The sequence below is a fragment of the Xanthomonas sp. NCPPB 3761 genome (assembly GCF_041475705.2).
In the GTDB taxonomy this organism is placed as follows: Bacteria; Pseudomonadota; Gammaproteobacteria; order Xanthomonadales; family Xanthomonadaceae; genus Xanthomonas; species Xanthomonas phaseoli.
On record NZ_CM191262.1, the window covers coordinates 205652 to 230057 of the forward strand.

The window sequence follows — 24406 nt, forward strand, 5'->3', positions numbered from 1 at the left end:
GCTGACGGTCTGTGCTGTCGTTGCCAGCCCCGCAGCAGTGCGTTTAACGCGTTTCGACTACTTCCTCACCTTGTCGCGGTGTACGCTGCCGGCCTGCTCCCGGAAGCGAGGCGTGCATGAAGACAGTCCTGGTGGCCGCCTCCAAAGGCGGCGTCGGCAAGACCACGATCGCCACCAACCTGGCCGCACATGCGGCGTTGCAAGGCCAGCGCACCGTGCTGGCGGATGCCGATCCGCAAGGCTCGTCCACCCGCTGGGCAGAGCGCCGCGCCAGCCTGGAAAGTGCGGTCTTGCCGATCGACGCCACCAAGCGCCGCAGCTGGCAGAGCGCCGTGCCGGACGGCACCGATACCCTGATCGTCGATGCGCCGGCCGGTGCCATGGCCGACGACTTGAGCGGATTTCTCGACCACGTTGATGCCATCGTGGTGCCGGTGTTGTCCTCGGCGCTGGATATCGAAGCGGTGGTCGGCTTTCTCAACACGCTGGCCAAGGTGCCGCGCGTGCATCAGCGCAAGCTGCCGGTGGGCCTGGTGCTCAATCGTGCCCGTCCCTGGACCCAGACCTCGCAACAGGCCGCCGACATGATCGGCAGCTGGCCGTATCCGCTGGTGACCCAACTGCGCGACACCCAGGCCTATGTGGTGATGGCCGGGCTGGGCCGCAGCTTGTTCGACTACCGCTCGGCGCAGGTGCGCGACCATCAACAGGACTGGGAGCCGCTGTTCAAGTGGCTCAAGAAGTCCTAGAACCGGAAAGTTCCCATGCGCGAATTGATCTTGTTGCGACACGCCCACGCCGAACCGGCCGATACCGGCCAGGCCGATTTCGATCGCCCGCTGTCGCCACACGGCATCGCCGAGGCCGAAGCGGCCGGGCGTTGGCTGCGCGAGCAGCGGCTGGTGCCCGACCGGGTGCTGTGTTCCCCGGCCCGCCGCGCCCGCGAAACCCTGGAGGCGGTGCTCGAGCTCACCGGCTACATCGAACAACGGCTGGACGAACGCATCTATGAGGCCACGCCCGGCACCCTGGCCAGCCTGGTGGACGAACATCGCGAGGCCGAGCGCCTGCTGCTGGTGGGCCACAACCCTGGCCTGGAACGGCTGGCAGCGCTGATGCACAGCGGCCAGACCGGCGATTACCGCGGCATGCCCACCGCCTCGATCGCGTTGCTGGCCTTGCCGCTGGACGCCACCATCGAGCCGGGCATCGCCCGCCTGACCGCCTTCTGGTGGCCTTGATCCGTGTCATCGTCGCTGCGCTGGTACGCCTGGCTCGCGCTCTGGGTCGTGTTCCCCTGCATGGCGCAGCAGAAGGTGCAGTCGATCGACCCGGCGCAATCGCGCTTCGGGTTCGAGATCAAGACACGCTTCGGGATGAAGATCGAGGGGTTCTTCCCGCGTTTTCGCGGTGACGTGGTGACGTTGGCCGATGGGCGGCAGCAGGTGCGCTTCCGGCTGGACGCCACTCAGGTGGAGATCCCCGGCAAGGACCGGTACACCAGCTGGATGCGCGGGGAAGATTTTTTCGACGTTGCGCAGTACCCGGTGGTCGAATTCGAATCGCTGCCGTATGTCGAGGAAGTGGTGAAGCAGGGCGGCGACATCGTCGGCAACCTGACCATCCGCGGAATCACGCATCTGGAAACGCTGCATGTGGTGCCGGCCGAATGTACGCGGCCGGGCTATGATTGCGACGTGATCAGTCGAGGGACGGTCCTGCGTGGACGTTACGGAATGAATGCGTGGCAGATGGCCCTGGGCGACAGGGTGACGTTCATTCTGCGTGGGCGCCTGCAGGAGGCGCGGCGCCCGTGACGTATCTGTTGAGGGTTTGCGTGCTGGCAACGTTGTTGCTCGGCACCGGATGCGCCAGCCTGTCACAAACCGAACGCAACCGTGCCGCCGGTGTCGCCGCTGCGGCACGCAGCACCGTGGTCAACTGCAGCCAGGCCAATCGCTGTGCGCAACCCTCGCCGTTGCGCGCGCTGGGCGGCGAGGCGATCACCGCCTCCACACCGGCGGCGCCGCGGCATTACGCCACCATCGTCGACCACGGCGAAGAATCGCTGGTGGCCCGGCTCAACCTGATCCGAAGCGCCACCCGCAGCATCGATCTGCAGACCTACATCTTCGATAAGGACGACAGCGCCCGCATGGTGCTGGATGCACTGGTGGACGCCGCCCAGCGCGGGGTCAAGGTGCGCATCCTGATCGATCAGTTGTCGGCGATCGCCGATCTGCAGATTCTCGGCGCGCTGGCCAGCAGCCATGAAAACCTGCAGCTGCGCATCTACAACCCCACCTTCGGCAAGGTCAAACTCAATTACTTCGACTACGCCGGCAGCGTGCTGTGTTGCTTCCGCCGCTTCAACCAGCGCATGCACAACAAGCTGCTGGTGGTGGACGACGTGCTGGGCGTGGTCGGGGGGCGCAATTACCAGGACGACTATTACGACTGGGACAGCGAGTACAACTTCCGCGACCGCGACGTGATTCTGGCCGGGCCGGAAGTGCGCGCCATGGCCGCCAATTTCGATGCGTTCTGGCGCGCCCGGCGCAGCGTCCCGGCCGAACGTCTGAACGATGTCGGGCGCCTGCTGCTGGAGCAGGGCGTGCCGACGATGCCGCCGGCACAGTTCCGCCGGCCCGACCGGGTGGCGCGGGTGGACCATGAAGCGCGCGACCCGCAATTCGTGCGCGACGCCTTCGTGACCCCGGCCATGCCGGTGCAGCGTGTGCTGTACGTGGCCGATCTGCCGCAAAAACACCGCCGGGAGCATGCGGCCAAGGCGGTGTCCACCGCGCCGGAACTGGATGGCCTGATTGCCGGCGCGCAGCAGGAAGTGCTGTTGCAGACCCCGTACCTGGTGTTGTCCGACCAGGCGCAGGCGATCTTCCGCACGTTGCGCAAACACCCGCAGCCGCCGCGCATCGTGGTGTCGACCAATAGCCTGGCCGCCACCGACAACCCCATCGTGTATGCGCTGTCGTACAAGTTCAAACGCCGCAACATGCGCGAGCTGGGCTTCAACGTGTACGAGTTCAAGCCGTTTCCGCTGGATGCCCCGGTGGATTACGCCAACCTGGTGCCGGACCCGCTCAACCCCGCGTCCGAGGTCAATCAGGACAGCCGCGCCAATCGCCTGATCGGCGGCAGCGCAGCGGGCAATGCGATGCGCGGCAGCAGCGGCCCGGACGGCAACGCCAGCGCGAGCGGCGGCAGCGTGCTGCGCGGCAGTGGTGGCGGCCGTGCGCCGGGCGGGAGCGAGGTCGATCGGCGCGTGTTGCGTACCGAAACGCGGCCCTCGTTCCTGGGCACGCGCGCGGTCAACAAGCCGCTGCCGGTCACCCGCGCCGGTGCGCGCATGGGCTTGCATGCCAAGTCGTTGGTGGTGGATCGCCGCATCGGCGTGATCGGCACGCACAACTTCGACCCGCGCAGCGAGAACTACAACACCGAAGCGGCCGTGGTGATCGACGATGCGCGCTTTGCGCAGGCGTTGGCTGCCAGCATCGAGCGCGATATCGCCCCGGAAAATGCCTGGACGGTGGCGCCGCGCGAAAAGCCGCCGGTGTTGGGCGGGTTGAACTACAGCGTGGGCAAGGTCTCCGAAGCCTTGCCGGTGCTGGACTTCTGGCCATGGCGCTACGCCACCAACTACGAGTTCCAGCCCGGCCCGGAGTGTCCGTTCCCGCTCAAGCGGCAAGACCCGCGGTTTCGCCAGTGCTATGTGGCGGTGGGCGATTTCCCGGAGGTCAATGTCGGCCCGAAGTGGCTGCTGGTGCGCATGCTGACCGCCTTCGGCGCCGGGCTGGTGCCGATCCTCTGATCGGCCGGCGTGCCGCGGGTGGCAGCAGCGGATGTGTAGTGATTGCACGTTGTGGTTGGATGGGCGCAGTTGGCTACAGATCGGCCCTAAGAGACCGGAAATCGCCGAAGCGGCTGTAGTTGCCACGGGCGGGGCGCGCGCAATGCATCGGCATCGCCAACGCATGCTGTCGGCCGCCAGCACACCCGCCCAGTTGCATCGCACGCCAGGCGCCTGGATGCTCTTGCGCTTCCCGCTTCCCGCTTCCCGCTTCCCGCTTCCCGCTTCCCGCTTCCCGCTTCCCGCTTCCCGCTTCCCGCTTCCCGCTTCCCGCTTCCCGCTTCCCGCTTCCCGCTTCCCGCTTCCCGCTTCCCGCTTCCCGCTTCCCCATTCCCCATTCCCCATTCCCCATTCCCCATTCCCCATTCCCCATTCCCCATTCCCCATTCCCCATTCCCCGCCCATGACCTTCCGCGAACCTGTCGATCTAGCCGCCCTCAATGCCGCCAGCCGCGATACCTTGATCGCGCATCTGGGCATCGTCTTTACCGGAGCCGGTGACGACTGGCTGCGCGCCACCATGCCGGTGGATGCGCGCACCAAGCAGCCCTATGGCCTGCTGCACGGTGGCGCCTCGGTGGTGCTGGCCGAAACCCTGGGCAGCAGCGCCGGCAACCTGTGCGTGGATATGTCCACCCAGATCTGCGTGGGGCTGGAGATCAATGCCAATCACCTGCGCGCGGCCACCCAGGGGCTGGTGACCGGCACTGCCCGGGCGGTCCATGTGGGGCGCAGCACGCAGGTCTGGGACATCACTATCGAAAACCCGGCCGGCAAGCGCGTCTGTGTGTCGCGGTTGACCCTGGCGGTGATCGCGCGCAGCGATGGCTGAGTTCGCCCGGCAGCGGCATGCATGGAACAGCGTCATCCGCTGCCGGCACTGCGCGGCGGCCACGCTGCTGTCACAATGGTCGCGCCTCCTTCCCCCGTTACCGGTTCCGTTCGTCGAATGAGCGAGTCATCCCTGGACGCCACGCGCGACGCTGGCGGCGCGTTGCGTTGGTTCCGGTACCTCTACCGGGTGCCACTGTTGTTGCTGCATCTGTGCCTGGGCCTGCCGGTCACCATGTTGTGCGTGGTGGTACCGGCGCTGGCACGGATCCGCATCGGGCACGACGACACCCTGGAGGAGCGGATGATCCGCTGGTGGCAGGGCACCTTGATGCGGGTGTTCGGCTTTCGGCTGCGCCGCTTCGGGACGCCGCTACCGGGCGCGACCCTGTTCGTGGCCAACCACGTCAGCTGGGTGGATATCTCCATCCTGCACAGCCAGCGGGTGATGGGGTTTGTGGCCAAGCGCGAAATCGCCGGCTGGCCGCTGGTGGGCTGGCTGGCGACCAAGGGCCAGACCATCTTCCACCAGCGCGGCAATACCGAATCGCTGGGCGGGGTGCTGCAGGAAATGCTGTTGCGCCTGCAAAGCGGCAAGCCGGTGGGGGTCTTTCCGGAAGGACGTACCCGTGGCGGTACCGAAGTGGGCCCGTTCCATGCGCGCATCTTCCAGGCAGCGGTGGAAGCCGGCGTGCCGGTACAGCCGGTGGCGCTGCGTTACGGGCTGCGCGGCAATGCGCAGGCGGTGGTGGCCTTCGGCGAGCGCGAGAGTTTCTTCGCCAATATCGTGCGCCTGCTGGGCGAGCCGTCGCGGCTGGCCGAAGTGCATTTTCTCGAGCCGATTCGCGCACTGGACATCGAAGGCCGCCGTCGCATGGCCGAGACCTCGCGCCAGCGCATCGTCGCAGCGATGGAGTCCTAGCCGACGATGCGCACGCGCCTCTCCCCTGCGGCCAGCCGCAACGCCGGTGCGATGCGCGCATGAATGCCTCCGATTACTTGCCGCCGCGCTGGCTGCGCAACCCGCACGTGCAATCGGTGCTGGGCAGCAGTGCCTTGCGGCGCATCCGCAGCCGCCAGTTGCTGGCCGCCAGCGGCGCGGTCACCAGCGAACATATCCTCGATGGCGGCGACGGTGTGCGCCTGCAGGGCTGGATGAGCGTCCCGCCCGGCGATGCGCCGCCACGCGGCACCGTGCTGTTGCTGCATGGCTGGGAGGGCAGCGCCGATTCCAACTACATGCGCCTGACCGCCGCGCGCCTGCTCGGTCTGGGCTATCAGGTGTTCCGGCTGAACTTCCGCGACCACGGCGGTACCCACCATCTCAACGTGGACCTGTTCCACTCCGACCGCATCGAAGAAGTGGTCAATGCCGCCGGCGATCTGTGGCGGCGTTTTCCTGCGCCGTTGCTGGCTGCAGGGTATTCGCTGGGCGGGAATTTCGCGCTGCGGCTGGCGCTGCGTGCGCCCGCCGCCGGCCTGCCGCTGGCGCGCGTGGCGGCGGTGTGCCCGTTGCTGGACCCGGCCGCCACCATGACCCAGCTGGAAAAGGGCCCGCAGTTCTACGACTGGTACTTCCGCCGTAAATGGCGCGAATCGCTGCTGCGCAAGCGCAAGCTGTTCCCCGAGCAGCACGGGTACGACGACGCCACCCTGGCGCTGGACATGCGCGGGCTGATGGCCTGGCTGGCGGTGAAACATACCGGGCACGGCTCGTTGGAAGCGTATTTCGATAGCTACTCGATTGCCGGCCAACGCCTGGCCAACCTGCAGGTGCCGGTCGACATCCTGATGGCCGAAGACGACCCGGTGATTCCGTTCGCCGATTTCGCCGCCTGGCAGTTGCCGGCGCATGCGCAGCTGGAAATCGCGCGCTGGGGCGGGCATTGCGGCTTTCTGGAAAACGCCCGCGGCGACGGCTTCGCCGAACGCTGGGTGGCTGAGCGGCTGGCCGCTGCCCGGTAGGTCGGCGCCGCAGCGCGCATCGTTACAATAGCGGTTTGTCCGGGACCCGCCACCGCCATGCAAGACGCCATTCTTCAAGCCCTGCGCCGCAATGCGGCCGACGATGCGGTGGCGCTGGCCCGCGAGTGGGTCACCAACGCGCCCGATCACGCCGCCGCCCACCGCTGGCTGGCGCTTGCGCTGCAGCAGCAGGGGCAGCCGGCGCTGGCGCTGGACAGCATCGATACCGCGCTGACGCTGACGCCCGAAGATGCCGACCTGCACCTGCTGCGCGCCGGCGCCTTGCTGGCCACGCGCGATCTGTCCGCCGCCGATGCCGCGCTGTCGCGCAGTACCGCGCTGGATCCGAATCAGTTCAATGCCTACGTGATGCAGGCGCATCTGGCGGTGGCCCGCGGCGATCTGGACGAGGCCGAGCGGCTCAGCCGCACCGCCGCGCGCCTGGCGCCGGAACACCCGCAATTGCTGGCGGTCGATGGCGTGGTGGAAATGCGCCGCGGCCACAGCGACCGCGCGCTGGCGCTGCTGACCCGCGCCGCCGAGCAGCTGCCCGACGATGCACGCGTGCTGTTTTCGCTGGGCTTTGCGTATCTGCAGAAGGAGCATTTTGCGTTCGCCGAGCGTGCCTTCGAGCGCGTGATCGAGCTCAATCCGCCGGGCACCGCGCTGCGCGCCTTCATTGCCCAACTGGCCCAACGCCAGGGCCGCCTGGACGACGCACTGGCGGCGATGCAGGGCGTGCTCGAGCAGCCCGGCGGCGATCTGCCGGCCATGCGCCGGCTGGCCGGCGAGATGGAGCTGCAGGCCGGGCGTCCCGACCAGGCCGCCGCGCACCTGCGCCTGGCGCTGGCGCACTGGCCGGCCGACCGCCGCACGTTGCACGCGCTGCTCACCGCCTGGGAGCGGCTGGGCGCGGTGGACGATGCGCGCGACACCCTGGATGCGGCGCTGGCCACCTCGGCCACCGCGCACGATCTGTGGCTGGCGCGCCTGGCGGTGGAGCCGGTCGGTGGGCCGCAGGCGCAGGCCGTGATCGAGCGCTGGCTGCTGGCCATGCCCGAACACCTGCCGGCGCTGGAAGCGCTGATGCGCGTGCACGACATGCAGGGCCAGGCCGACGAGGCGGAAATGGTGGCGCGCCAGATCGTGGCAGTGGAGCCGGGCCGCATCAGCGGCGAGCAGCGCATCGTCGAAGCCTTGCTGCAACGCGATCCGCCGGCGGCGATCGCCTGTGTCGAATCGTTGATCGAATCGCTGCCTGCGCCGCAGCAGACCGTGCTGCGGCCGTGGTTGGGCAATGTGCAGGACCGCGCCGGCCAGCCCGATGCCGCGCTGGGCACCTGGATGCAGTTCCATCGCGAACAGGCCCAGCATCGGCTGCCGTTGCCGCCGCAGGCAGCCAGGCAGCCGACGCAGTGGCCTGCGCTGGGCAGCATTCCCGATAGCGTCACCGCGCGCCCGCTGTTCGTGTGGGGCACGCCCGGGTCGCATGTCGAACGCCTGGTCGCGGTGATGGGCGCGGCCACCCCACTGGTGCGTGGCGACCGCTATGGCACCACGCCGCCATCGGATGCGCTGCAGAGCTACCGCACCCTCGAACAGTTGGCTTCCGGCGAATTGGCACCGACGGCGCTGGTGGAAGGCTGGAAGGCGCAACTGCCGCGCCGCGGCATCGACGACGGCAATGTCATCGACTGGCTGCTGTGGTGGGACAACACCCTGCTGACCGCGCTGCGCCCGCATCTGCCCGAGGGCCGGCTGGCGATTGCGCTGCGTGACCCGCGCGACATGTTGCTGGACTGGCTCTCGGCCGGTGCGTCGGCGCCGCTGGCGCTGCAATCGCCGCAGCAGGCCACCGACTGGTTGCTGATCGCGCTGGAACAGCTGGCCACGCTGCACGAGCGCGACCTGTACCCGCACCGCATCATCCGGCTGGACGGGATCGAAAACGACCCGCAGGGAATTTCGACGGCCCTGGAGCAGGCGTTCGGACTGAGCTTCCCGCTGGTCGAACCGCGCGGCCCGGCGCGGTTGGCCTCCGGCCGCTGGCGCGATTACCGCGGCGTGCTCGGCGCGCAGTTCGATCTGCTCACCCTGATCGCGGTGCGCTTCGGCTACCCGCAGGACTGAGGCGCCATCAACGCGGTCGCGCCCACGGCAGGTGGGCGTGGCCGCCGTCTCGCGCTGCTGCAGTGCATGCAGTCGCGGTACGAGCGCGGCGGTAAACCCGGCCGAGCGCATCAGAAGGTTCCATGGCCACGTCTTCCGCTGCGGCGCAGAGCCAGGCACCCTGATCCGTATCGCTTCTCTCGGAGACCCGCCATGCGTCTGACCAGCAACAGCATCGAAAACGGCACGCCCATCGCGGTGGAATTTGCCGCCGGCACGCCGGAGGGCTTTGCGCCCAACCGCAATCCGCACCTGGCCTGGCGCGAGGTGCCGGCCGGCACGCAGTCGTTTGCGCTGCTGTGCCTGGACCCGGACGTGCCGACCGTGCCCGAGACCGTCGGCCGCGACGACCTGCAGATTCCCGTCGAGCAGCCACGCACCGATTTTGTGCATTGGGCGATGGCCGATATCCCCGCCGATGTGCATGAGATCGCGGCGGGCAGCTGCAGCGACGGCTTCGTGGTCAAGGGCAAGCAGCAGCCCCCCGGCCCGGCCGGTGCCCGGCAGGGGCTGAATTCCTACACCCAGTGGTTCGCCGGCAATGCCGACATGGCCGGCGACTACCGCGGCTACGACGGCCCGTACCCGCCGTTCAACGACCTGCGCGTGCACCGGTATTTCTTCCGCGTGTTCGCGCTGGACGTGGCCAAACTCAGCCTGCCCGACAACTTCTCCGCCGCCGATGTGCTGTCGGCGATGCAGGGTCATGTGCTGGCCGAAGCGGCGTTGCACGGTACCTACACCTTGAACCCGTCGCTGCGCTGAGCGATCGCGCCGATGGCGGCGGTCGCTCCATCCCCCATGACGCCAGCCACGTTCGGCCGGCGTCGCAGCACAGGCAATCCCCCTTGAAAGCATTCCAGATTGGCAATCAAACCGGCCTTGAGAGCCTGGTCGCGGTCCAGATGCCTGAGCCGGTCGCAGGACCGGGTGAGGTCATCGTGGCTCCGCGACTGGTGGGCCTGATCAACCGCGACCTGCAGATCCTGAAGGGCACCTACGGCGGCAAGCTTGCGCCCACGCGCGTTCCGGTTGCCGAGGGCGTGGGCATCGTGACCTCCGTCGGCGCAGGCGTCAGCCAGGTCGCGCCTGGCGACCGTGTCGTCAGTGGGCACTTTCCCACCTGGCTGAATGGCAGGTTCGATGCCGAGATGTTCGCCCACGACCTGGGCGTGACCCACGACGGCTGGCTGGCCGAAAAGGTGTCGCTGCCTGCCGGTGCCCTGATCAAGGTGCCTGCGTCGCTGGAGGACGAAGATGTCGCTGCGCTGGCATCGGCCGCGGTGACCGCCTGGCACGCGCTGGTGGAAGTGGCCAGGATCAAGGCCGGCGACCTGGTGTTGTGTCTGGGAACCGGCGGCGTCTCGATGGCCGCACTCCAGCTGGCCAAGCTGCACGGGGCCCGTGTCGCCATGACCTCGTCCAGCGACGACAAGCTCGAGCTCGCACGCCGCCTGGGCGCCGACATCACCGTCAACTACCGCACCCACCCCGACTGGGCCGAGGCGGTGATGCAGCTGTCCGGCGGTGGCGCGGACGTCATCATCGAGACCGGCGGGCAGGACACCCTGGGGCAGTCGATCAAGGCGGCGGCCGCGAACGCGACCATCGTGGTGATCGGCGTTACCCCCGGCGCGTCTTCGCCGATTCCCGATTACGTGGCGTTGATCCGCAAGAACGTGACCATTCGCGGGATCGCCAACGGCAGCCGGGCGATGTTCGTGGACCTGCTGCGGGCGATCGAGCAGCACCGCATCAAGACCCTGCACAGCAAGACGTTCCGGTTCGATGAGGCGCCCCAGGCCTTCGACTATTTCGCCAAGGCGCAACACGTGGGCAAGGTCCTCATCCGGTTCTGATGCGAGGCACCGGCATCGCAGCGTGCGATGCCGTCGCCGGCTCCCCACTGCGGCTGCGCTAGCTGCCGGCTTCGATCATCTGGTCGAGCACGTAGACCGGTTTGGCGTCCGGCGCGCTGCCGGCCGGGTAGCGGGTCACGCGCAGCAGCGTGCGGATGCCGTCTTCATGCTCGAAACCCTCGATCGTGCCGTCGTAGGGCTGCCACGACGTGGCGGCCTCTGTGCCGGCGGCCGCGCCCGGCTCGTGCTCGCGCACTTGCAGGCAGCGGCGCGCAGGGTCCAAAACGCAGGGCACGGTCTCTGCGGCCACCTCGATCAACAGCGTCTGCCCCGGCCCGCCATACCGGGTGTCGGCGGTGGGCGTGCCGCTGAAGAGCAGCCGGGTGCCGTCGCTGCGGGTCAGGGTCAGGCGGGGCGCGGCCGCCGCGTTGTCCATGACCACCGCGAAGCGCCCGGACAACAGGTCGCTGGCCGCGCGTTCCTGCGCCATCCGGCGTGCATTGGCGCACATCCGTTTGCTCGAGACCACCCGGCCAATCTGCGCGTGCGCCTGCTCCACGCTGTAGTTGGCGCCCAGCGCGTTGCAGGTCTGGCTGACCTGGATGCGCTGAGCGTCGAAGTCCAGTTGCACTGGCGGCACGCCGTCCACGAACAGGCTGCGCAAGGCCGTGCCATGCGCATCGCTGGCCTGCTGCAGCTGCCAGTGCTGCGCACGCAGGGCGGTGCGCAACGGGACGTTGTCCGTGTCAGGAGGAGTGGCAACCGGCGCCCGCGCAGCGGCGTGGTTGGCGCCGGGCGGGTCCGGCGATGCACTCGACCCGCAGGCCGTCACGCCCGCCGCCAGCAGTGCAGGGGCGAAGAACACGGCACGCATGCGCAGCTCCCGGAGATCGATGCGTCAGTGATACCGCCAGCGTGCGCCCGGGGCAATGACCGGCGTCACGACGTGGACGCCCCGGAGCGCCAACCAACGACCGCGCGCACTGCCAGGCGGGCGCGGGCGCTGCCCGGAGCCGGCTGCTGTCGCCAGCCCGCTGCAGTGCCCAGCCTGCCGTCCACAATCTCTCGGGGGCGACGCTTTGCGTTCCTGGCGGCCCTGGCCCGCATGGCGCAACCATCGCGACCTGTAGGCCAGGTAGGGGCGGTCGGGTGTCAGCCCGCAGCCGCCGGCAACCACAGCAGCAGGGCGGCGCCCAGCAGCATGCGGTACACCGCAAACACCGTGAACCGGTGCTTCTTGATATAGCCCAGCAGCCACTTGACCACCACAAAGCCGGTGATGGTCGCCGCCACGAAGGCCACCGCCACGTCAGTCCAGTTTTCGGTGCCGAAACCGCCTTCCTTGTACATCTCCAGCAGCGCGTAACCGCTGGCCGCAAACATGGTCGGAATGCCCACCATGAACACGAAATCCGCCGCTGCCGAGCGCTTGCTCAGGCCCAGCAGCATGGCGATGAAGATCGTCGAGGCCGAGCGCGACGTACCGGGAAAGACACCGGCCACGACCTGCGCCAGGCCCACTGCAATGGCCACCTTCCAGGTCACCACATCGCGCTCGGGCAGCTTGCCGGCGAAGTGTTCGGCCACCAGCATCCATACCCCGCCGATCAACAATGCCCAGGCGACGGGTTGGAGCGTTTCGGGCAATTGCCAGCCGGCCTTGCGCACGACCAGCCCGACCACCGCGGTGACCAGGAAGGCCACGCCGACCTTGAGCACGTAGTCGCGGTTGGCGCGCTCGCCCAGGCCGGTGGCCAGGCCCCACAGGCGCTGCCGCAGCGCCAGGCAGATGGCCAGGATCGCGCCAGCCTGGATGACGATATTGAAGAAGTCAGAACGGCGTCCGAGCCATTGTTCGGCGATCAGCAGGTGGCCGGTGCTGGAGATCGGCAGGAATTCGGTGAGGCCTTCGAGAATGCCCAACAACAGGGCGGAAATCAGATCGGACATCGGACTGGGCAGGGGTGAGGGAGGCGCCAGGATAGTGCATTGCGGCATGCACCACATTGGTGCATCCGGTTTTACTTTTTGCACTTGAATAGTGCGATGTAGCTGTTACGGTCGCGAGCGATGTCAGCAAAATCAAGGGCTTGTGAAGCGCGATCGCTTGGCACGATCCCTGCTGTACTACCGCCCACGAGCCACTTAACTCCTGCTGAGGTTTCTTCCGATGTCCGTGGAAAATGTTGAAAAGCTGATCAAGGACAACAAGGTCGAGTTCGTCGACCTGCGCTTCGTCGATATGCGTGGTGTACAGCAGCACATCACCTTCCCGGTCAATATCATCGAGCCGGCGCTGTTTGAAGAAGGCAAGATGTTCGACGGCAGTTCGATCGCGGGCTGGAAGGGCATCAACGAGTCGGACATGGTGTTGCTGCCGGACGCGGGCACCGCGTACCTGGATCCGTTCTTCGCCGATCCGACCCTCGTGCTGACCTGCGACATCCTCGACCCGGCCACCATGCAGAGCTATGAGCGCGATCCGCGCGGCATCGCCAAGCGCGCCGAGGCCTATCTGAAATCCTCCGGCACCGCCGACCAGGCGTTCTTCGGCCCAGAGCCGGAATTCTTCATCTTCGATTCGGTGCGCTTTGCCAACGACATGGGCCACACCTTCTTCCAGGTGGGTTCGGAAGAGGCGGCCTGGAACACCGGCGAAAAATACGACGGCGGCAACAGCGGTTACCGCCCGGGCGTGAAGGGCGGTTACTTCCCGGTTCCGCCGACCGACAGCCTGCACGACCTGCGCGCGGAAATGATCAAGACGCTGGAACAGGTCGGCATCGAAACCGAAGTGCACCACCACGAAGTGGCCACCGCCGGCCAGTGCGAGATCGGCACCAAGTTCAGCTCGCTGGTGCAGAAGGCCGACGAACTGCTGACGATGAAGTACATCATCAAGAACGTCGCCTACCGCAACGGCAAGACCGCCACCTTCATGCCCAAGCCCATCGTGGGCGACAACGGCTCGGGCATGCACGTGCACCAGTCGCTGGCCAAGGGCGGCGTCAACCTGTTCACCGGCGACGGCTACGGCGGCCTGTCGCAGCTGGCGCTGTGGTACATCGGCGGCATCTTCAAGCATGCCCGCGCGATCAACGCCTTCGCCAACTCCGGCACCAACAGCTACAAGCGCCTGGTCCCGGGCTTCGAGGCGCCGGTGATGCTGGCCTATTCGGCGCGTAACCGTTCGGCCTCGTGCCGCATTCCGTGGGTCACCAACCCGAAGGCGCGCCGTATCGAAATGCGTTTCCCCGATCCGTTGCAGTCCGGCTATCTGACCTTCACCGCGCTGATGATGGCCGGCCTGGACGGCATCAAGAACCAGATCGACCCGGGCGCCCCGAGCGACAAGGACCTGTACGACCTGCCGCCGGAAGAAGAGAAGCTGATCCCGCAGGTGTGCTCCAGCCTGGACCAGGCCCTGGAAGCGCTGGACAAGGACCGCGAGTTCCTCAAGGCCGGCGGCGTGATGAGCGACGACTTCATCGACGGCTACATCGCGCTGAAGATGCAGGAAGTCACCAAGTTCCGCGCTGCGACCCACCCGTTGGAGTACCAGCTGTACTACGGCAACTGAGTTCCACCGCGGTGATGGCGGAGGCCCCCCTCCCACCTCCGCCATCGCCGCACATGTTCGATCGATCCAGGGCTCCGGCCGTGGATCACAGGGGTAACGAGAGAGCACATCGTTCGCGGCGCGCGGGCCTGACCTCTCCCACGAGGCGGATGCATGGCATCTGCTGGGGTCCGCGCAATCGCGAACGATCGGATGCCGGGGTAGGCATCCAGGTGACTGACACCGCCGGGCGGCGCAATGCCGGCCGGTTCTTTCCACCATTCGGGGTATGCGCATGAAATTGATCACCGCCATCATCCGGCCGTTCAAGCTCGACGAGGTCCGCGAGGCCTTGTCTGCAGCTGGCGTGTCGGGCATCACCGTAACCGAGGTCAAGGGCTTCGGGCGCCAGAAAGGCCACACCGAGCTGTACCGCGGCGCCGAGTACGTCGTCGACTTCCTGCCCAAGATCAAGATCGAAACGGTGGTCACCGACGACCGTCTGGACGCGGTGGTCGAAGCGATCCAGAACGCCGCCGGCACCGGCAAGATCGGCGACGGCAAGATCTTCGTCACCGCGATCGAGCAGGTGGTGCGCATCCGCACCGGCGAGATCGGCGCCGATGCGCTCTGACCCCACCACCCCCGGAGTTCGTATGAAGACAGCTCTTTTTGCCGGGTGGAAAGCCCGGTTCTACAGCGTGTGCATGCTGATGCTGTTCAGCGCGCTGATGGTGGGCGGCATGGGCAGTGCGCATGCGCAGTCCACCCCGCAGGTCACCCCGCTGCCGACCGAGCCGGTCACCACCGAACCGCTGCCATCGGCGCAGCCGGCCACCCCGCCGGCCGCCGCCGCCGAAGCCGCACCGGTAGTGGAAAAGGGCGATGTCGCCTGGATGCTGACCTCCACCCTGCTGGTGCTGATGATGGTGGTGCCGGGCCTGGCGCTGTTTTACGGCGGCATGGTGCGCGCCAAGAACGTGTTGTCGGTGCTGATCCAGGTCGCCACAGTCTTTTCGCTGCTGACCATCCTGTGGGTGTTGTACGGCTATAGCCTGGCGTTCTCCGGCGAAGGCGCGTGGATCGGCAACCTGGACAAGGCGCTGCTCAAGGGCGTCACCATCGAAACCCTGGCGGCGACCTTCACCAAGGGCGTGAGCTTGCCGGAATACGTGTTCGTCGCGTTCCAGGCGACCTTCGCCGGCATCACCGGTGCGCTGATCGTGGGCGCCTTTGCCGAACGCGCCAAGTTCGCCGCGGTACTGCTGTTCTCGGTGATCTGGTTCACCTTCGGCTACCTGCCGCTGGCGCACATGGTCTGGGCCACCGGCGGGTACCTGTTCGGACTGGGCGCGCTGGATTTTGCCGGCGGCACCGTGGTGCATATCAATGCCGGTGTTGCCGGCCTGGTCGGCGCCTATTTCGTCGGCAAGCGCGCCGGGTTGGGGCGTGAGGCGATCAAGCCGCACAACGTGACCCTGACCTTCGTCGGCGCCTCGCTGCTGTGGGTGGGCTGGTTCGGCTTCAACGCCGGTTCCAACCTGGAAGCCAATGCCGGTGCGGCGCTGGCCTTCCTCAACACCTTGCTGGCCACCGCCGCCGCCATCCTGGGCTGGTCGCTGACCGAGAAGATCATCAAGGGCAAGTCGTCCGCACTGGGCGTGGCCTCGGGCATGGTGGCCGGCCTGGTCGGTATCACCCCGGCCTGCGGCACCGTGGGTCCGTTCGGTGCGATCGTGATTGGCCTTGCCGCCGGCGTGCTGTGCGTGTGGGGCGTCACCGGTCTGAAGCGCCTGCTGGGCGCCGACGACAGTCTGGACGTGTTCGGCGTGCATGGCCTGGGCGGCATCATCGGCGCGATCCTCACCGGCGTGTTCTCGGCGGCCTCGCTGGGCGGCCAGAAGGGCGGCGATTACGACATCGTGCATCAGGTCGGCATCCAGGCGCTGGGCGTCGGGATCACGGTCGGCTGGATCGGCGTGGTGTCGGTGGTGGGCTTTCTGGTCGCAAAGCTGGTGTTCGGCCTGCGCGTCAGCGAAGAAGCCGAGCGCGAGGGCCTGGACATCACCTCGCACGGCGAAGCCGCGTACGAGTCCTGAGCATGCACACCCGCGGCCGCGCTGCCGCGGGTGGCGCCACGACCCGGCCGGGATCGCCCAGCCGGGTCCGTTTTCCCCGCCGCCCGTTGGGCGCGGAACCACTGCCGAGGTGCCTGCATGACCAGCCCCACGCCCATGACTGCCGGCGCGGATGCACGCTGGATCGGTGCGACCCGCCTCCGTCCGGCCCACATGGTGTCTCCGTACGCTTCGCTTCGCGCGACATCGATGCATGGCGCTGCGGTTTGCACTAAATTGGTGCAATGGTGACGTCCTCTTCCATGCCATCGCTGGACAGCCTGGGCACACCGGTCGCCTGGGCCGACCGCGAGGGCCGCGTGCTGGGGGTCAACCCGGCGTTTGCCCGCTGGCTCGGGGTCAGCGCACGGCGGTTGGTCGAACAGCCCCTGGCCGCGCTGGAAGTGCAGGGCGACGCGCTGGCGCGCTTTCTGCTCAACGACGAGCGCGACGTCTTGCGCCTGCACCGGCTGGCGCTGGGCCTGCCCAACGACGCGCCGCGCTTTGCCGAGGGCTGGCTGTCGCGGCTGGACGACGGCGGCTGGCTGCTGGAAACCCACCCGGTCGACGAATTCCCCGCGCTCGATCCCACCCACGCCCTGCCCAACGCCTTGAGCGCTGCGCTCAAGGGGCTGGCGCACGAGCTGCGTAACCCGCTGGCCGGGCTCAAGGGCGCCGCGCAGTTGCTGGCGCGCCGCGCGGCCGGGCGCGATGAAGACGAACGCGAACTGATCGAACTGATCGGCACCGAGATCGAGCGCCTCAACACCCTGCTCGAACGGCTGCTCTCGCCCACTCCGGCGCGCCCGCACGATCGCCTCAACATTCATGTGGTGCTCGAACGGGTGTTGCGCCTGGCCGAAGCCGAGGGTGGCTGGTCGGTGCAGGTGCAGCGCGACTACGACCCCAGCATTCCGGACATTCTGGGCGATGGCGACCGTTTGACCCAGGCGGTCTGGAACCTGGTGCGCAACGCCTTCCAGGCCGGCGCCACGCGCGTGACGCTGCGCACCCGCGTGGAGCACGGCCAGCGCATCCGCGACCGCGTGCATGCGATGTCGCTGCGGCTGGAGATCATCGACGACGGCGGCGGCGTGCCGGAAGAACTGGCCGAGCACCTGTTTCTGCCATTGGTCAGCGGCCGTGCCGAAGGCAGCGGGCTGGGCCTGGCGCTGGCCCAGCAGGTCTCGCGCGAGCACCACGGCACGCTGACCTATCGCTCGCGTCCGGGCCATACCGTTTTCACCCTGCTGCTGCCCGAGCTGGCCGGCGATCACGACAAGGAGCATCCACATGGCTGAGGCCGCCGGCGTATCCCACATCTGGGTGGTCGACGATGACCGGTCGGTCCGGTTCGTGCTGTCCACCGCCTTGCGCGATGCAGGCTACGCCGTGGACGGCTTCGACAGCGCCGCGGCCGCGCTGCAGGCGCTGGCCATGCGGCCCACGCCGGATCTGCTGTTTACCGACGTGCGCATGCCCGGCGAAGACGGCCTGACCCTGCTCGACAAACTCAAATCCAAGCACCCGCAGTTGCCGGTGATCGTGATGTCGGCCTACACCGATGTTGCCAGCACCGCTGGCGCCTTCCGCGGCGGCGCGCACGAGTTCCTGTCCAAGCCGTTCGACCTGGACGATGCGGTGGCACTGGCCGCGCGCGCATTGCCGGACGCCGATGCCGGCGTCGAAGAGATCCTCGCCACGCGGCTGGCCGAAGGCTCGGCCTCGTTGATCGGCGACACGCCCGCGATGCAGGCCTTGTTCCGCGCGATCGGCCGCCTGGCACAGGCGCCGCTGTCGGTGCTGATCAATGGCGAAACCGGTACCGGCAAGGAGTTGGTGGCGCGTGCGCTGCACAACGAATCCCCGCGTGCGCGCAAACCCTTCGTCGCGCTCAACACGGCTGCCATTCCTGCCGAATTGCTGGAAAGCGAATTGTTCGGCCACGAAACCGGCGCGTTCACCGGAGCGACCAAACGGCATATCGGCCGCTTCGAACAGGCCGATGGCGGCACGCTGTTTCTGGACGAAATCGGCGACATGCCATTGCCGCTGCAGACCCGGCTGCTGCGCGTGTTGGCAGAGAACGAATTCTTCCGCGTCGGTGGGCGCGAATTGATTCGCGTCGATGTGCGCGTGATCGCCGCCACCCACCAGGACCTGGAAGCGCTGGTCGAACAAGGCCGCTTCCGCGCCGATCTGCTGCATCGCCTGGATGTGGTGCGCCTGCAATTGCCGCCGCTGCGCGAACGGCGCGGCGACATCGCGCAATTGGCCGAAAATTTCCTGGCCATGGCCGGGCGCAAGCTCGACATGCTGCCCAAGCGGCTCTCGTCGGCCGCGCTGGAAGACCTGCGCCAGTACGACTGGCCCGGCAATGTGCGCGAACTGGAAAACGTGTGCTGGCGCCTGGCGGCACTGGCGACGTCGGACATCATCGACGTGGTCGACGTGGACGCCGCACTGGCGCGCGGTGGCCGTCGTCACCGCAGCGGTCGCAGCGACGGGCAGTGGGACGACATGCTTTCCAGCTGGGCCGCGCAACGCCTGAGCGAAGGTGCCCAGGGCCTGCACGCCGAAGCGCGCGAGCGCCTGGACAGGACCTTGCTGGAAGCGGCGCTGCAACTCACCCAGGGCCGTCGTGCCGCAGCCGCCGCCCGCCTGGGACTGGGCCGCAACACAGTCACCCGCAAGCTGGGGCCGGGCCGCAAGCGCCGCTGATCAGCCCGCACGCGGAGGTGAGCCCCTCTCCCACCTGCGTGAGAGGGAGTGAGGGGCACCTGCAAAAAGCCGGACTACGCGCAGGTGTTTGATCCACGCAGCGAAACAGGCGAGCTTGACGAGCATCGCGGCAGCACGCGTGCATGAACTCCTCGTTGTTTGCTCGCACGCGCCACTGTCTCGAGTATCCGGCGGCGCGCGACGCCGCCATCCGTCCTTCGAGCGGCTTCCCTCGCACGCGGGAGAAGGCAAGACAGTCGGGCAGGGCGGCATCGCTCTTTGCAGTCGAGTTTTTCTCCCGGCTGCGGGACAGGGGCGGTGCGAGCACGTTTGCGCATCTCCGGCCAGCGACACCTACCCCGTAAACTCGGGGGCTGTCCCAAGTGCATTTCATGACACGTGAACATGCACCCGCATAGGTTTCCAGCCTGATCAGGAGAACTGCTCGATGCGTTACCGGTCGCCCACGATCGTTGCCTTCACCGCGCTGGCGCTGGCCGCCTGCAGCAGCACGCCGCCGCCGCCCAAGGCGCCTCCGCCGCCAGCGGCGCGGGTGGTGCCTGCGCGCCCGGTGCAGCAAGCCGAGGCGGCGCTGGCATCTGCCTCGGGCAGCCTGGTCAGCGGTCGGGTAGTGCTGGTGCCGGCGCTGCAAGGCATTCGCCTCACCGGCACCATCGGCGGCTTGCGTCCGGGCGCCGTGTCCGGATTCCATGTGCACGAACGCGGCGATTGCAGCGCAGCCGACGCCAGCAGCGCCGGCGCGCATTTCAACCCGGCCGGTGCGCCGCACGGGCGTGCCGGTGGCGGCGCGCATCATCTGGGCGACATGGACAATCTGCGTGCAGACGCCGAAGGCGTGGCGCATCTGGACATGATTCTGTCCGGCATCAGTCTGGGCGATGGCGCCCCGACCGACGTGATCGGCAAGTCGCTGATCGTGCATGCCGACCCCGACGACTATCGCAGCCAGCCCAGCGGCAATGCCGGTGCGCGCCTGGCCTGTGGCGTCATTCGCGTCACCCAATGGGGCACGCCCCCTTCGCAGCCCTGAGTCGGGGCATCAACGGCTGCAGTTGCGGCCTTTCTTCAGGAGTACTCCATGCGCATTGTTCCGACCACATTGTTTCTGGCCACCGCCCTGGTGCTGACTGCGTGCAAGCGCGATGAACCAGCGCCGGCCGAGCCGGCACCCGCACCGCAGGCCAGCACGCCGGCCGAAGCGGCGCACGGTGGCGAACACGCCGCCTCCATGGTCACCGAAGCGGCAGCCACCACCACCGCGACCGCCGAGCTCAAGCCGACCAAGGGCAATGACGTCAAAGGCACGGTGACGTTCAAGACCGTCGACGGCGCGCTGCGCGTCACCGGTCAGCTCAGCGGCCTCAAGCCCAATACCGAGCATGGCTTCCATATCCACGAAAAGGGCGATTGCAGCGCACCGGACGGCAGCAGCGCCGGCGGCCATTTCAACCCGTCCCAATCCGATCACGGCAATATCAGCGCCGACCCGCACCACGGTGGCGACATGCCCAACATCACCGCCGACGCGCAGGGTAACGCCACCATCGACGGCCCGGTCTCCAGCAACGTCAATCTGGGCAAGGCCGACCAGTTCGATATCGCCGGCCACGCGGTGATCGTGCATGCCGACGCAGACGACTACAAAACCCAGCCCACCGGCAACGCGGGCGGCCGCCTGGCCTGCGGCGTGATCACCACCGACAACGCGCAGGCTGCCACGCGCTAACTTCCAATCCCCGGTCGCGATGAGACGCGGCTGGGGAAATCACTGGGTGGCTGACACGGGCTTGACCATCTCGCTAACACGGTTTTCAACTTGTGCGCAGTTCGTGGTGATCGACTCGCACAGGTAGTTGATCCGGGTAATTGGACGACGCTGACCACTTGGCTCGTCGGTGACTGTCTCGCTGCGCGTACGTATTACCGAGGGCGCCCACGGATGCGGAGGCATAAAAATCGTCCATGTCGTTACATCGGGTTGCTCGAGTTGGTCGGATGAAAGGATCTGCTCCATGACTTTCTTAAGACTGGTCGTGTAAACCTTTAAGCCTGGTGCGACCAGTTCCTTGTTCAATTCCACATCGTTCCGATTCGGCAGGTCGTTAAGAAATTGCCCTGCATGTGCATACTCCATCGGAAGGGTGTCGCGAACAGTCGTTCTCAATTCGTCGCTGTAAGACGGAGCTTTTACCTTTTGCTTTTCTGGAATAGAGGAGCCCGAAAAATTGAATTGCTCAGTAGTGAGCGCAGTTTGTGTTGGTGCGGATGAGGAGTCGCACGAGAAACGCCATTTACGCGCGGCATCGAGCACGGCATTGTCAGCGTCGGCATGGCCGCTACCTGTTTTTAGACTGACTTCCGTCCTGCCATCGGCGCCCGGGCGCAGGCTCAGTTCAACAGATCCTTTTACGCGCTCGCGTGTCAGTCGCTCAGGATAGATCGGCCGGTGCTCTCGCCATGAATCGCTGTCAAGCTTGCAGCGCGGCGCAGGAATTCGAACAGTCAATAACACCGTTCCAGGGGTGCCCTGGCAATGGTAACGCCAATGTTCGACTGCAGCCATTGCCGCGCGATCAACTAGTCTGTTGCGAGATGACCTGGAAACTGATGTGCCTTCAACTTTGTCGTCCTCATCGATGGTCGCAAGCACCTCTACTGTCATCTCGTAATCGAGGTGCAAATTGTACGAATCCAAGAAGGCAGGCGAAGCAGCCATCGAATCGGCGTCGACGGTTCAGTTAGATTGAGCAGGAGCGGATTCGGCTCTATGGATTACGCTACATGTGAAAAGTCCAGCGACTGCGACCAATCCAAATCGACGAGACTTTGCGTAATGCTTCATGTGTATTCGTCCGTGAAATCCGAGATAACTCAAGCGAGTTAACGGTAAGCGCTAGCTTGCCAACGCCTGCCGCGGATCCTGATCCGGCTCCACATGCACGTAGAGCACCGGTAGTCCGTGCGCCTCCAGCACCGCGGCCATTTGCCGTTGGCGCGAGAGGAATTGTTCGTAGACCCCACGCAGGCGCTCGCAGTGTTCGCGGTCGTGCGCGTAGTAATCGCACCAGCCGGCCGGATCGAACAGGGCAATGCGCACTTCGCCATCGACATAGCGCAGGACCGGTTCCGGCGCCTGCTCCAGCCACTCTTCGCTGGTGGGCGCGAGCAGGGCGGCTTCAATCAGCGGCCACAGCGGTGCCAGGCCCTGGTTGTCGTATTGCATCGACATCATCGCCGCCAGATCGTGCGCGGTGAGATACCGGGCATGTTCGATGCGCGCACCGAAGCTCTCCTGCGCCAGTAGCGCGGTATCGGCCTGGGCCATGCCCTGGGCCAACAGCACCTCCTCCATCGCCTCGGCCACGGTGGCCACGATCTGTGGGTCGCCGGTGAGCAAAAACGGCAAGACGCGCAGCCCACCACCGGTGAGCTGCGCATCGGCCTGGAACGGCAGCGGAATCTCGCCTTGCGCGTCGGCACCGAAGGCCAGCACCCGCGGGCCCTGGTCGCGCCCTGGCGCACGCGCCTGCAGCTCTTCCAGGCGCCGGTGCAGCGGCCAGCCCGGTCGCAGTACCTCGGCCGGATCGAAATGCGCCAATGCCACGCTCAACTCCAGATCACGGACTTCCGGGATCCATTGCGCCAAGTCGCGGCCGATGCGTTCGGCCAGCATGCCAGCCTGCGCGGGCGCCAAGGCGCCCCGCTCGGGGGCGCTTCCGCCGGTCAATTCCAGCGCCAGCACACCCATGGCGGTGACGCGTTGTTCGGTCTTGCTCATGATTCGCGGTTGGCCCATCACGGGGTCGAAGCTACACTGCGGCCATTATGCCTGCCGGCCCTGTGCAGGCCATGTCCCCGAGTCCTCCATGCCAGGTCAACCGATGCCCGCAGCCCGTCCCGTCGCCATTCTGGGCGGCGTTCGTATCCCGTTCTGTCGTCAGAACACCGCGTATGCGGATGTGGGCAACCTGGGCATGTCGGTGCGCACGCTGGGCGCGTTGGTCGAGCGCTTCGGGTTGCATGGGCAGCAATTGGGCGAAGTGGCGATGGGCGCGGTGATCAAGCACTCCGCCGACTGGAACCTGGCGCGCGAGGCGGCGCTGTCGTCGGGTCTGTCGCCGCTGACGCCGGGCATCACCCTGCAGCGCGCCTGCGGCACCAGCCTGGATTCGGTGATCACCATCGCCAACAAGATCGCGCTGGGGCAGATCGACTCGGGTATCGGCGGCGGCTCTGACACCACCTCCGAAGTGCCGATCGTGTACGGCAAGAAGTTGCGCGCACGGCTGCTGGCCGCCAACCGCGCCAAGGCCACCGGCGACAAGCTCAAGGCCCTGCTGCGCGGCTTCAAGCTGGCCGAACTCAAGCCCGAATTTCCCGGCGTGGCCGAGCCGCGCACCGGCAAGAGCATGGGCGACCACTGCGAAGACATGGCCAAGGAATGGAACATCTCGCGCGATTCGCAGGACGAATGGGCGGTGGCCTCGCACCACAAGCTGGCCGCTGCCTATGAGCGCGGCTTCTTCGACAGCCTGATCGCGCCATTCCGCGGCGTCTCGCGCGACAACATCCTGCGCGCCGACACCTCGCTGGAAAAACTCGCGACCTTGCGCCCGGCATTCGACAAGACCTCCGGCCGCGGCACGCTCACCGCCGCCAACTCCACCCCGCTCACCGATGGCGCCGCCGCGGTGCTGCTCTCCAGCGAAGCCTGGGCGCTGGCGCATGGCCACACGCCGATGGCCTACCTGCGCGATGCACAGGTGGCGGCAGTGGATTTCGTGCATGGCGAAGGCCTGCTGATGGCGCCCACCATCGCGGTGCCGCAGATGCTGGCGCGCCAGGGCCTGACCCTGCAGGACTTCGATATCTACGAAATCCACGAGGCCTTCGCCGCGCAGGTGCTGTGCACGCTGCGCGCCTGGGAAAGCGAGGATTACTGCCGCAATCGCCTCGGGCTGGATGCGCCGCTGGGTCGCATCGATCCGGACAAGATCAATCCGCTGGGCTCGTCGCTGGCCACCGGCCACCCATTCGCCGCCACTGGCGCACGCGTGGTGGCCACCGCTGCCAAGCAGCTGGAAGAACGCGGCGGCGGTCGTGCATTGATTTCGATCTGCACTGCCGGCGGCATGGGCGTGGTGGCCATCGTCGAGCGCTGATGCCGCCGGTGCGGTACGGGATTGGGCATTCGGGACTGGGGATTTGCAGAAGCGGCCGTTGAATCCTGCCGTTGCCGGTCCGCCATCCTTAATTCCATCGCTGTATGGCTAACAACGCGACGTCAGCTTCT

The 24406-nt window shown here is 66.9% G+C and carries 22 protein-coding genes; 18 read left to right on the top strand and 4 right to left on the bottom strand.

Going from position 1 to position 24406, the window contains the following annotated elements:
* Positions 1-116 precede the first annotated feature (116 nt).
* The 10 genes from ACCQ00_RS00865 (at position 117) to ACCQ00_RS00910 (ending at position 10695) form a co-directional block, all read left to right on the top strand.
* Positions 117-749 carry a ParA family protein gene (locus ACCQ00_RS00865; RefSeq protein WP_017159611.1) on the top strand — a complete coding sequence of 211 codons (633 nt, stop codon included), beginning with the start codon at positions 117-119 and terminating at the stop codon, positions 747-749.
* 15 nt (positions 750-764) lie between these two features.
* Positions 765-1241 (top strand): SixA phosphatase family protein, encoded by a 477-nt coding sequence (locus ACCQ00_RS00870; protein WP_003488452.1) that lies wholly within the window; start codon positions 765-767, stop codon positions 1239-1241.
* 3 nt (positions 1242-1244) lie between these two features.
* Positions 1245-1817, top strand: coding sequence for a YceI family protein (locus ACCQ00_RS00875; protein WP_017159612.1), 573 nt, complete (start codon positions 1245-1247; stop codon positions 1815-1817).
* The gene (locus tag ACCQ00_RS00880) at positions 1814-3832 is read left to right on the top strand and encodes a phospholipase D family protein (protein WP_039570985.1); all 2019 of its coding nucleotides are present in this window, start codon (positions 1814-1816) and stop codon (positions 3830-3832) included. The genes ACCQ00_RS00875 and ACCQ00_RS00880 overlap by 4 nt, the downstream gene beginning before the upstream one ends.
* A 442-nt stretch (positions 3833-4274) precedes the next feature.
* Entirely contained in the window at positions 4275-4703 is a 429-nt protein-coding gene (locus ACCQ00_RS00885) for a hotdog fold thioesterase (RefSeq protein WP_039571426.1), read from the top strand.
* Positions 4704-4724: 21 nt separating this feature from the next.
* Complete coding sequence (locus ACCQ00_RS00890) at positions 4725-5624, top strand: lysophospholipid acyltransferase family protein (protein WP_007968095.1); 900 nt, start codon at positions 4725-4727, stop codon at positions 5622-5624.
* Between the two features lie 59 nt (positions 5625-5683).
* The gene (locus ACCQ00_RS00895) at positions 5684-6667 is read left to right on the top strand and encodes a YheT family hydrolase (RefSeq protein WP_039571429.1); all 984 of its coding nucleotides are present in this window, start codon (positions 5684-5686) and stop codon (positions 6665-6667) included.
* Positions 6668-6724: 57 nt separating this feature from the next.
* On the top strand, positions 6725-8797 hold the full coding sequence (locus ACCQ00_RS00900; protein WP_039583967.1) for a tetratricopeptide repeat protein: 2073 nt from the start codon (positions 6725-6727) through the stop codon (positions 8795-8797).
* A gap of 192 nt (positions 8798-8989) precedes the next feature.
* Entirely contained in the window at positions 8990-9601 is a 612-nt protein-coding gene (locus ACCQ00_RS00905; protein WP_039571435.1) for a YbhB/YbcL family Raf kinase inhibitor-like protein, read from the top strand.
* Between the two features lie 83 nt (positions 9602-9684).
* Positions 9685-10695: a zinc-dependent alcohol dehydrogenase family protein gene (locus ACCQ00_RS00910; protein WP_039571437.1), complete on the top strand. Its 1011-nt coding sequence runs from the start codon at positions 9685-9687 to the stop codon at positions 10693-10695.
* Between the two features lie 58 nt (positions 10696-10753).
* Here the strand turns inward: ACCQ00_RS00910 and ACCQ00_RS00915 are convergent, their stop codons facing one another.
* Together ACCQ00_RS00915 and ACCQ00_RS00920 are read right to left on the bottom strand one after the other, a co-directional pair.
* Positions 10754-11569: an META domain-containing protein gene (locus ACCQ00_RS00915; protein ID WP_039571440.1), complete on the bottom strand. Its 816-nt coding sequence runs from the start codon at positions 11567-11569 to the stop codon at positions 10754-10756.
* 278 nt (positions 11570-11847) lie between these two features.
* Positions 11848-12645 carry an undecaprenyl-diphosphate phosphatase gene (locus ACCQ00_RS00920; RefSeq protein ID WP_017157346.1) on the bottom strand — a complete coding sequence of 266 codons (798 nt, stop codon included), beginning with the start codon at positions 12643-12645 and terminating at the stop codon, positions 11848-11850.
* A 220-nt stretch (positions 12646-12865) separates the two neighbouring features.
* Between ACCQ00_RS00920 and glnA the strand changes: the two genes are divergently transcribed.
* The 7 genes from glnA to ACCQ00_RS00955 all read left to right on the top strand — a co-directional run bounded on the left by glnA (position 12866) and on the right by ACCQ00_RS00955 (position 20839).
* Positions 12866-14275, top strand: a complete 1410-nt coding sequence (gene glnA / locus ACCQ00_RS00925; protein WP_017157345.1) for a type I glutamate--ammonia ligase — start codon at positions 12866-12868, stop codon at positions 14273-14275.
* A gap of 274 nt (positions 14276-14549) precedes the next feature.
* Positions 14550-14888: a P-II family nitrogen regulator gene (locus ACCQ00_RS00930; RefSeq protein ID WP_002808480.1), complete on the top strand. Its 339-nt coding sequence runs from the start codon at positions 14550-14552 to the stop codon at positions 14886-14888.
* A 22-nt stretch (positions 14889-14910) separates the two neighbouring features.
* Positions 14911-16353, top strand: a complete 1443-nt coding sequence (locus tag ACCQ00_RS00935) for an ammonium transporter (RefSeq protein ID WP_017157344.1) — start codon at positions 14911-14913, stop codon at positions 16351-16353.
* A 263-nt stretch (positions 16354-16616) separates the two neighbouring features.
* Positions 16617-17672, top strand: coding sequence for a two-component system sensor histidine kinase NtrB (locus ACCQ00_RS00940; RefSeq protein WP_016850649.1), 1056 nt, complete (start codon positions 16617-16619; stop codon positions 17670-17672).
* Positions 17665-19092 (top strand): nitrogen regulation protein NR(I), encoded by a 1428-nt coding sequence (gene ntrC / locus ACCQ00_RS00945; protein WP_039583968.1) that lies wholly within the window; start codon positions 17665-17667, stop codon positions 19090-19092. The genes ACCQ00_RS00940 and ntrC overlap by 8 nt, the downstream gene beginning before the upstream one ends.
* Before the next feature lie 448 nt (positions 19093-19540).
* On the top strand, positions 19541-20143 hold the full coding sequence (locus tag ACCQ00_RS00950; RefSeq protein ID WP_017157342.1) for a superoxide dismutase family protein: 603 nt from the start codon (positions 19541-19543) through the stop codon (positions 20141-20143).
* A 48-nt stretch (positions 20144-20191) separates the two neighbouring features.
* Positions 20192-20839, top strand: a complete 648-nt coding sequence (locus ACCQ00_RS00955; RefSeq protein ID WP_039571447.1) for a superoxide dismutase family protein — start codon at positions 20192-20194, stop codon at positions 20837-20839.
* 39 nt (positions 20840-20878) lie between these two features.
* Here the strand turns inward: ACCQ00_RS00955 and ACCQ00_RS00960 are convergent, their stop codons facing one another.
* A complete protein-coding gene (locus ACCQ00_RS00960) occupies positions 20879-21829 on the bottom strand; it encodes a TonB family protein (protein ID WP_080948839.1) in 951 nt (316 codons plus the stop codon).
* 177 nt (positions 21830-22006) lie between these two features.
* Positions 22007-22891: a hypothetical protein gene (locus tag ACCQ00_RS00965; protein ID WP_039571453.1), complete on the bottom strand. Its 885-nt coding sequence runs from the start codon at positions 22889-22891 to the stop codon at positions 22007-22009.
* Between the two features lie 88 nt (positions 22892-22979).
* Here ACCQ00_RS00965 and ACCQ00_RS00970 point away from each other — a divergent pair, with 88 nt between their 5' ends.
* Entirely contained in the window at positions 22980-24275 is a 1296-nt protein-coding gene (locus ACCQ00_RS00970) for an acetyl-CoA C-acetyltransferase (protein ID WP_017156403.1), read from the top strand.
* The last annotated feature ends 131 nt before the right edge of the window (positions 24276-24406 follow it).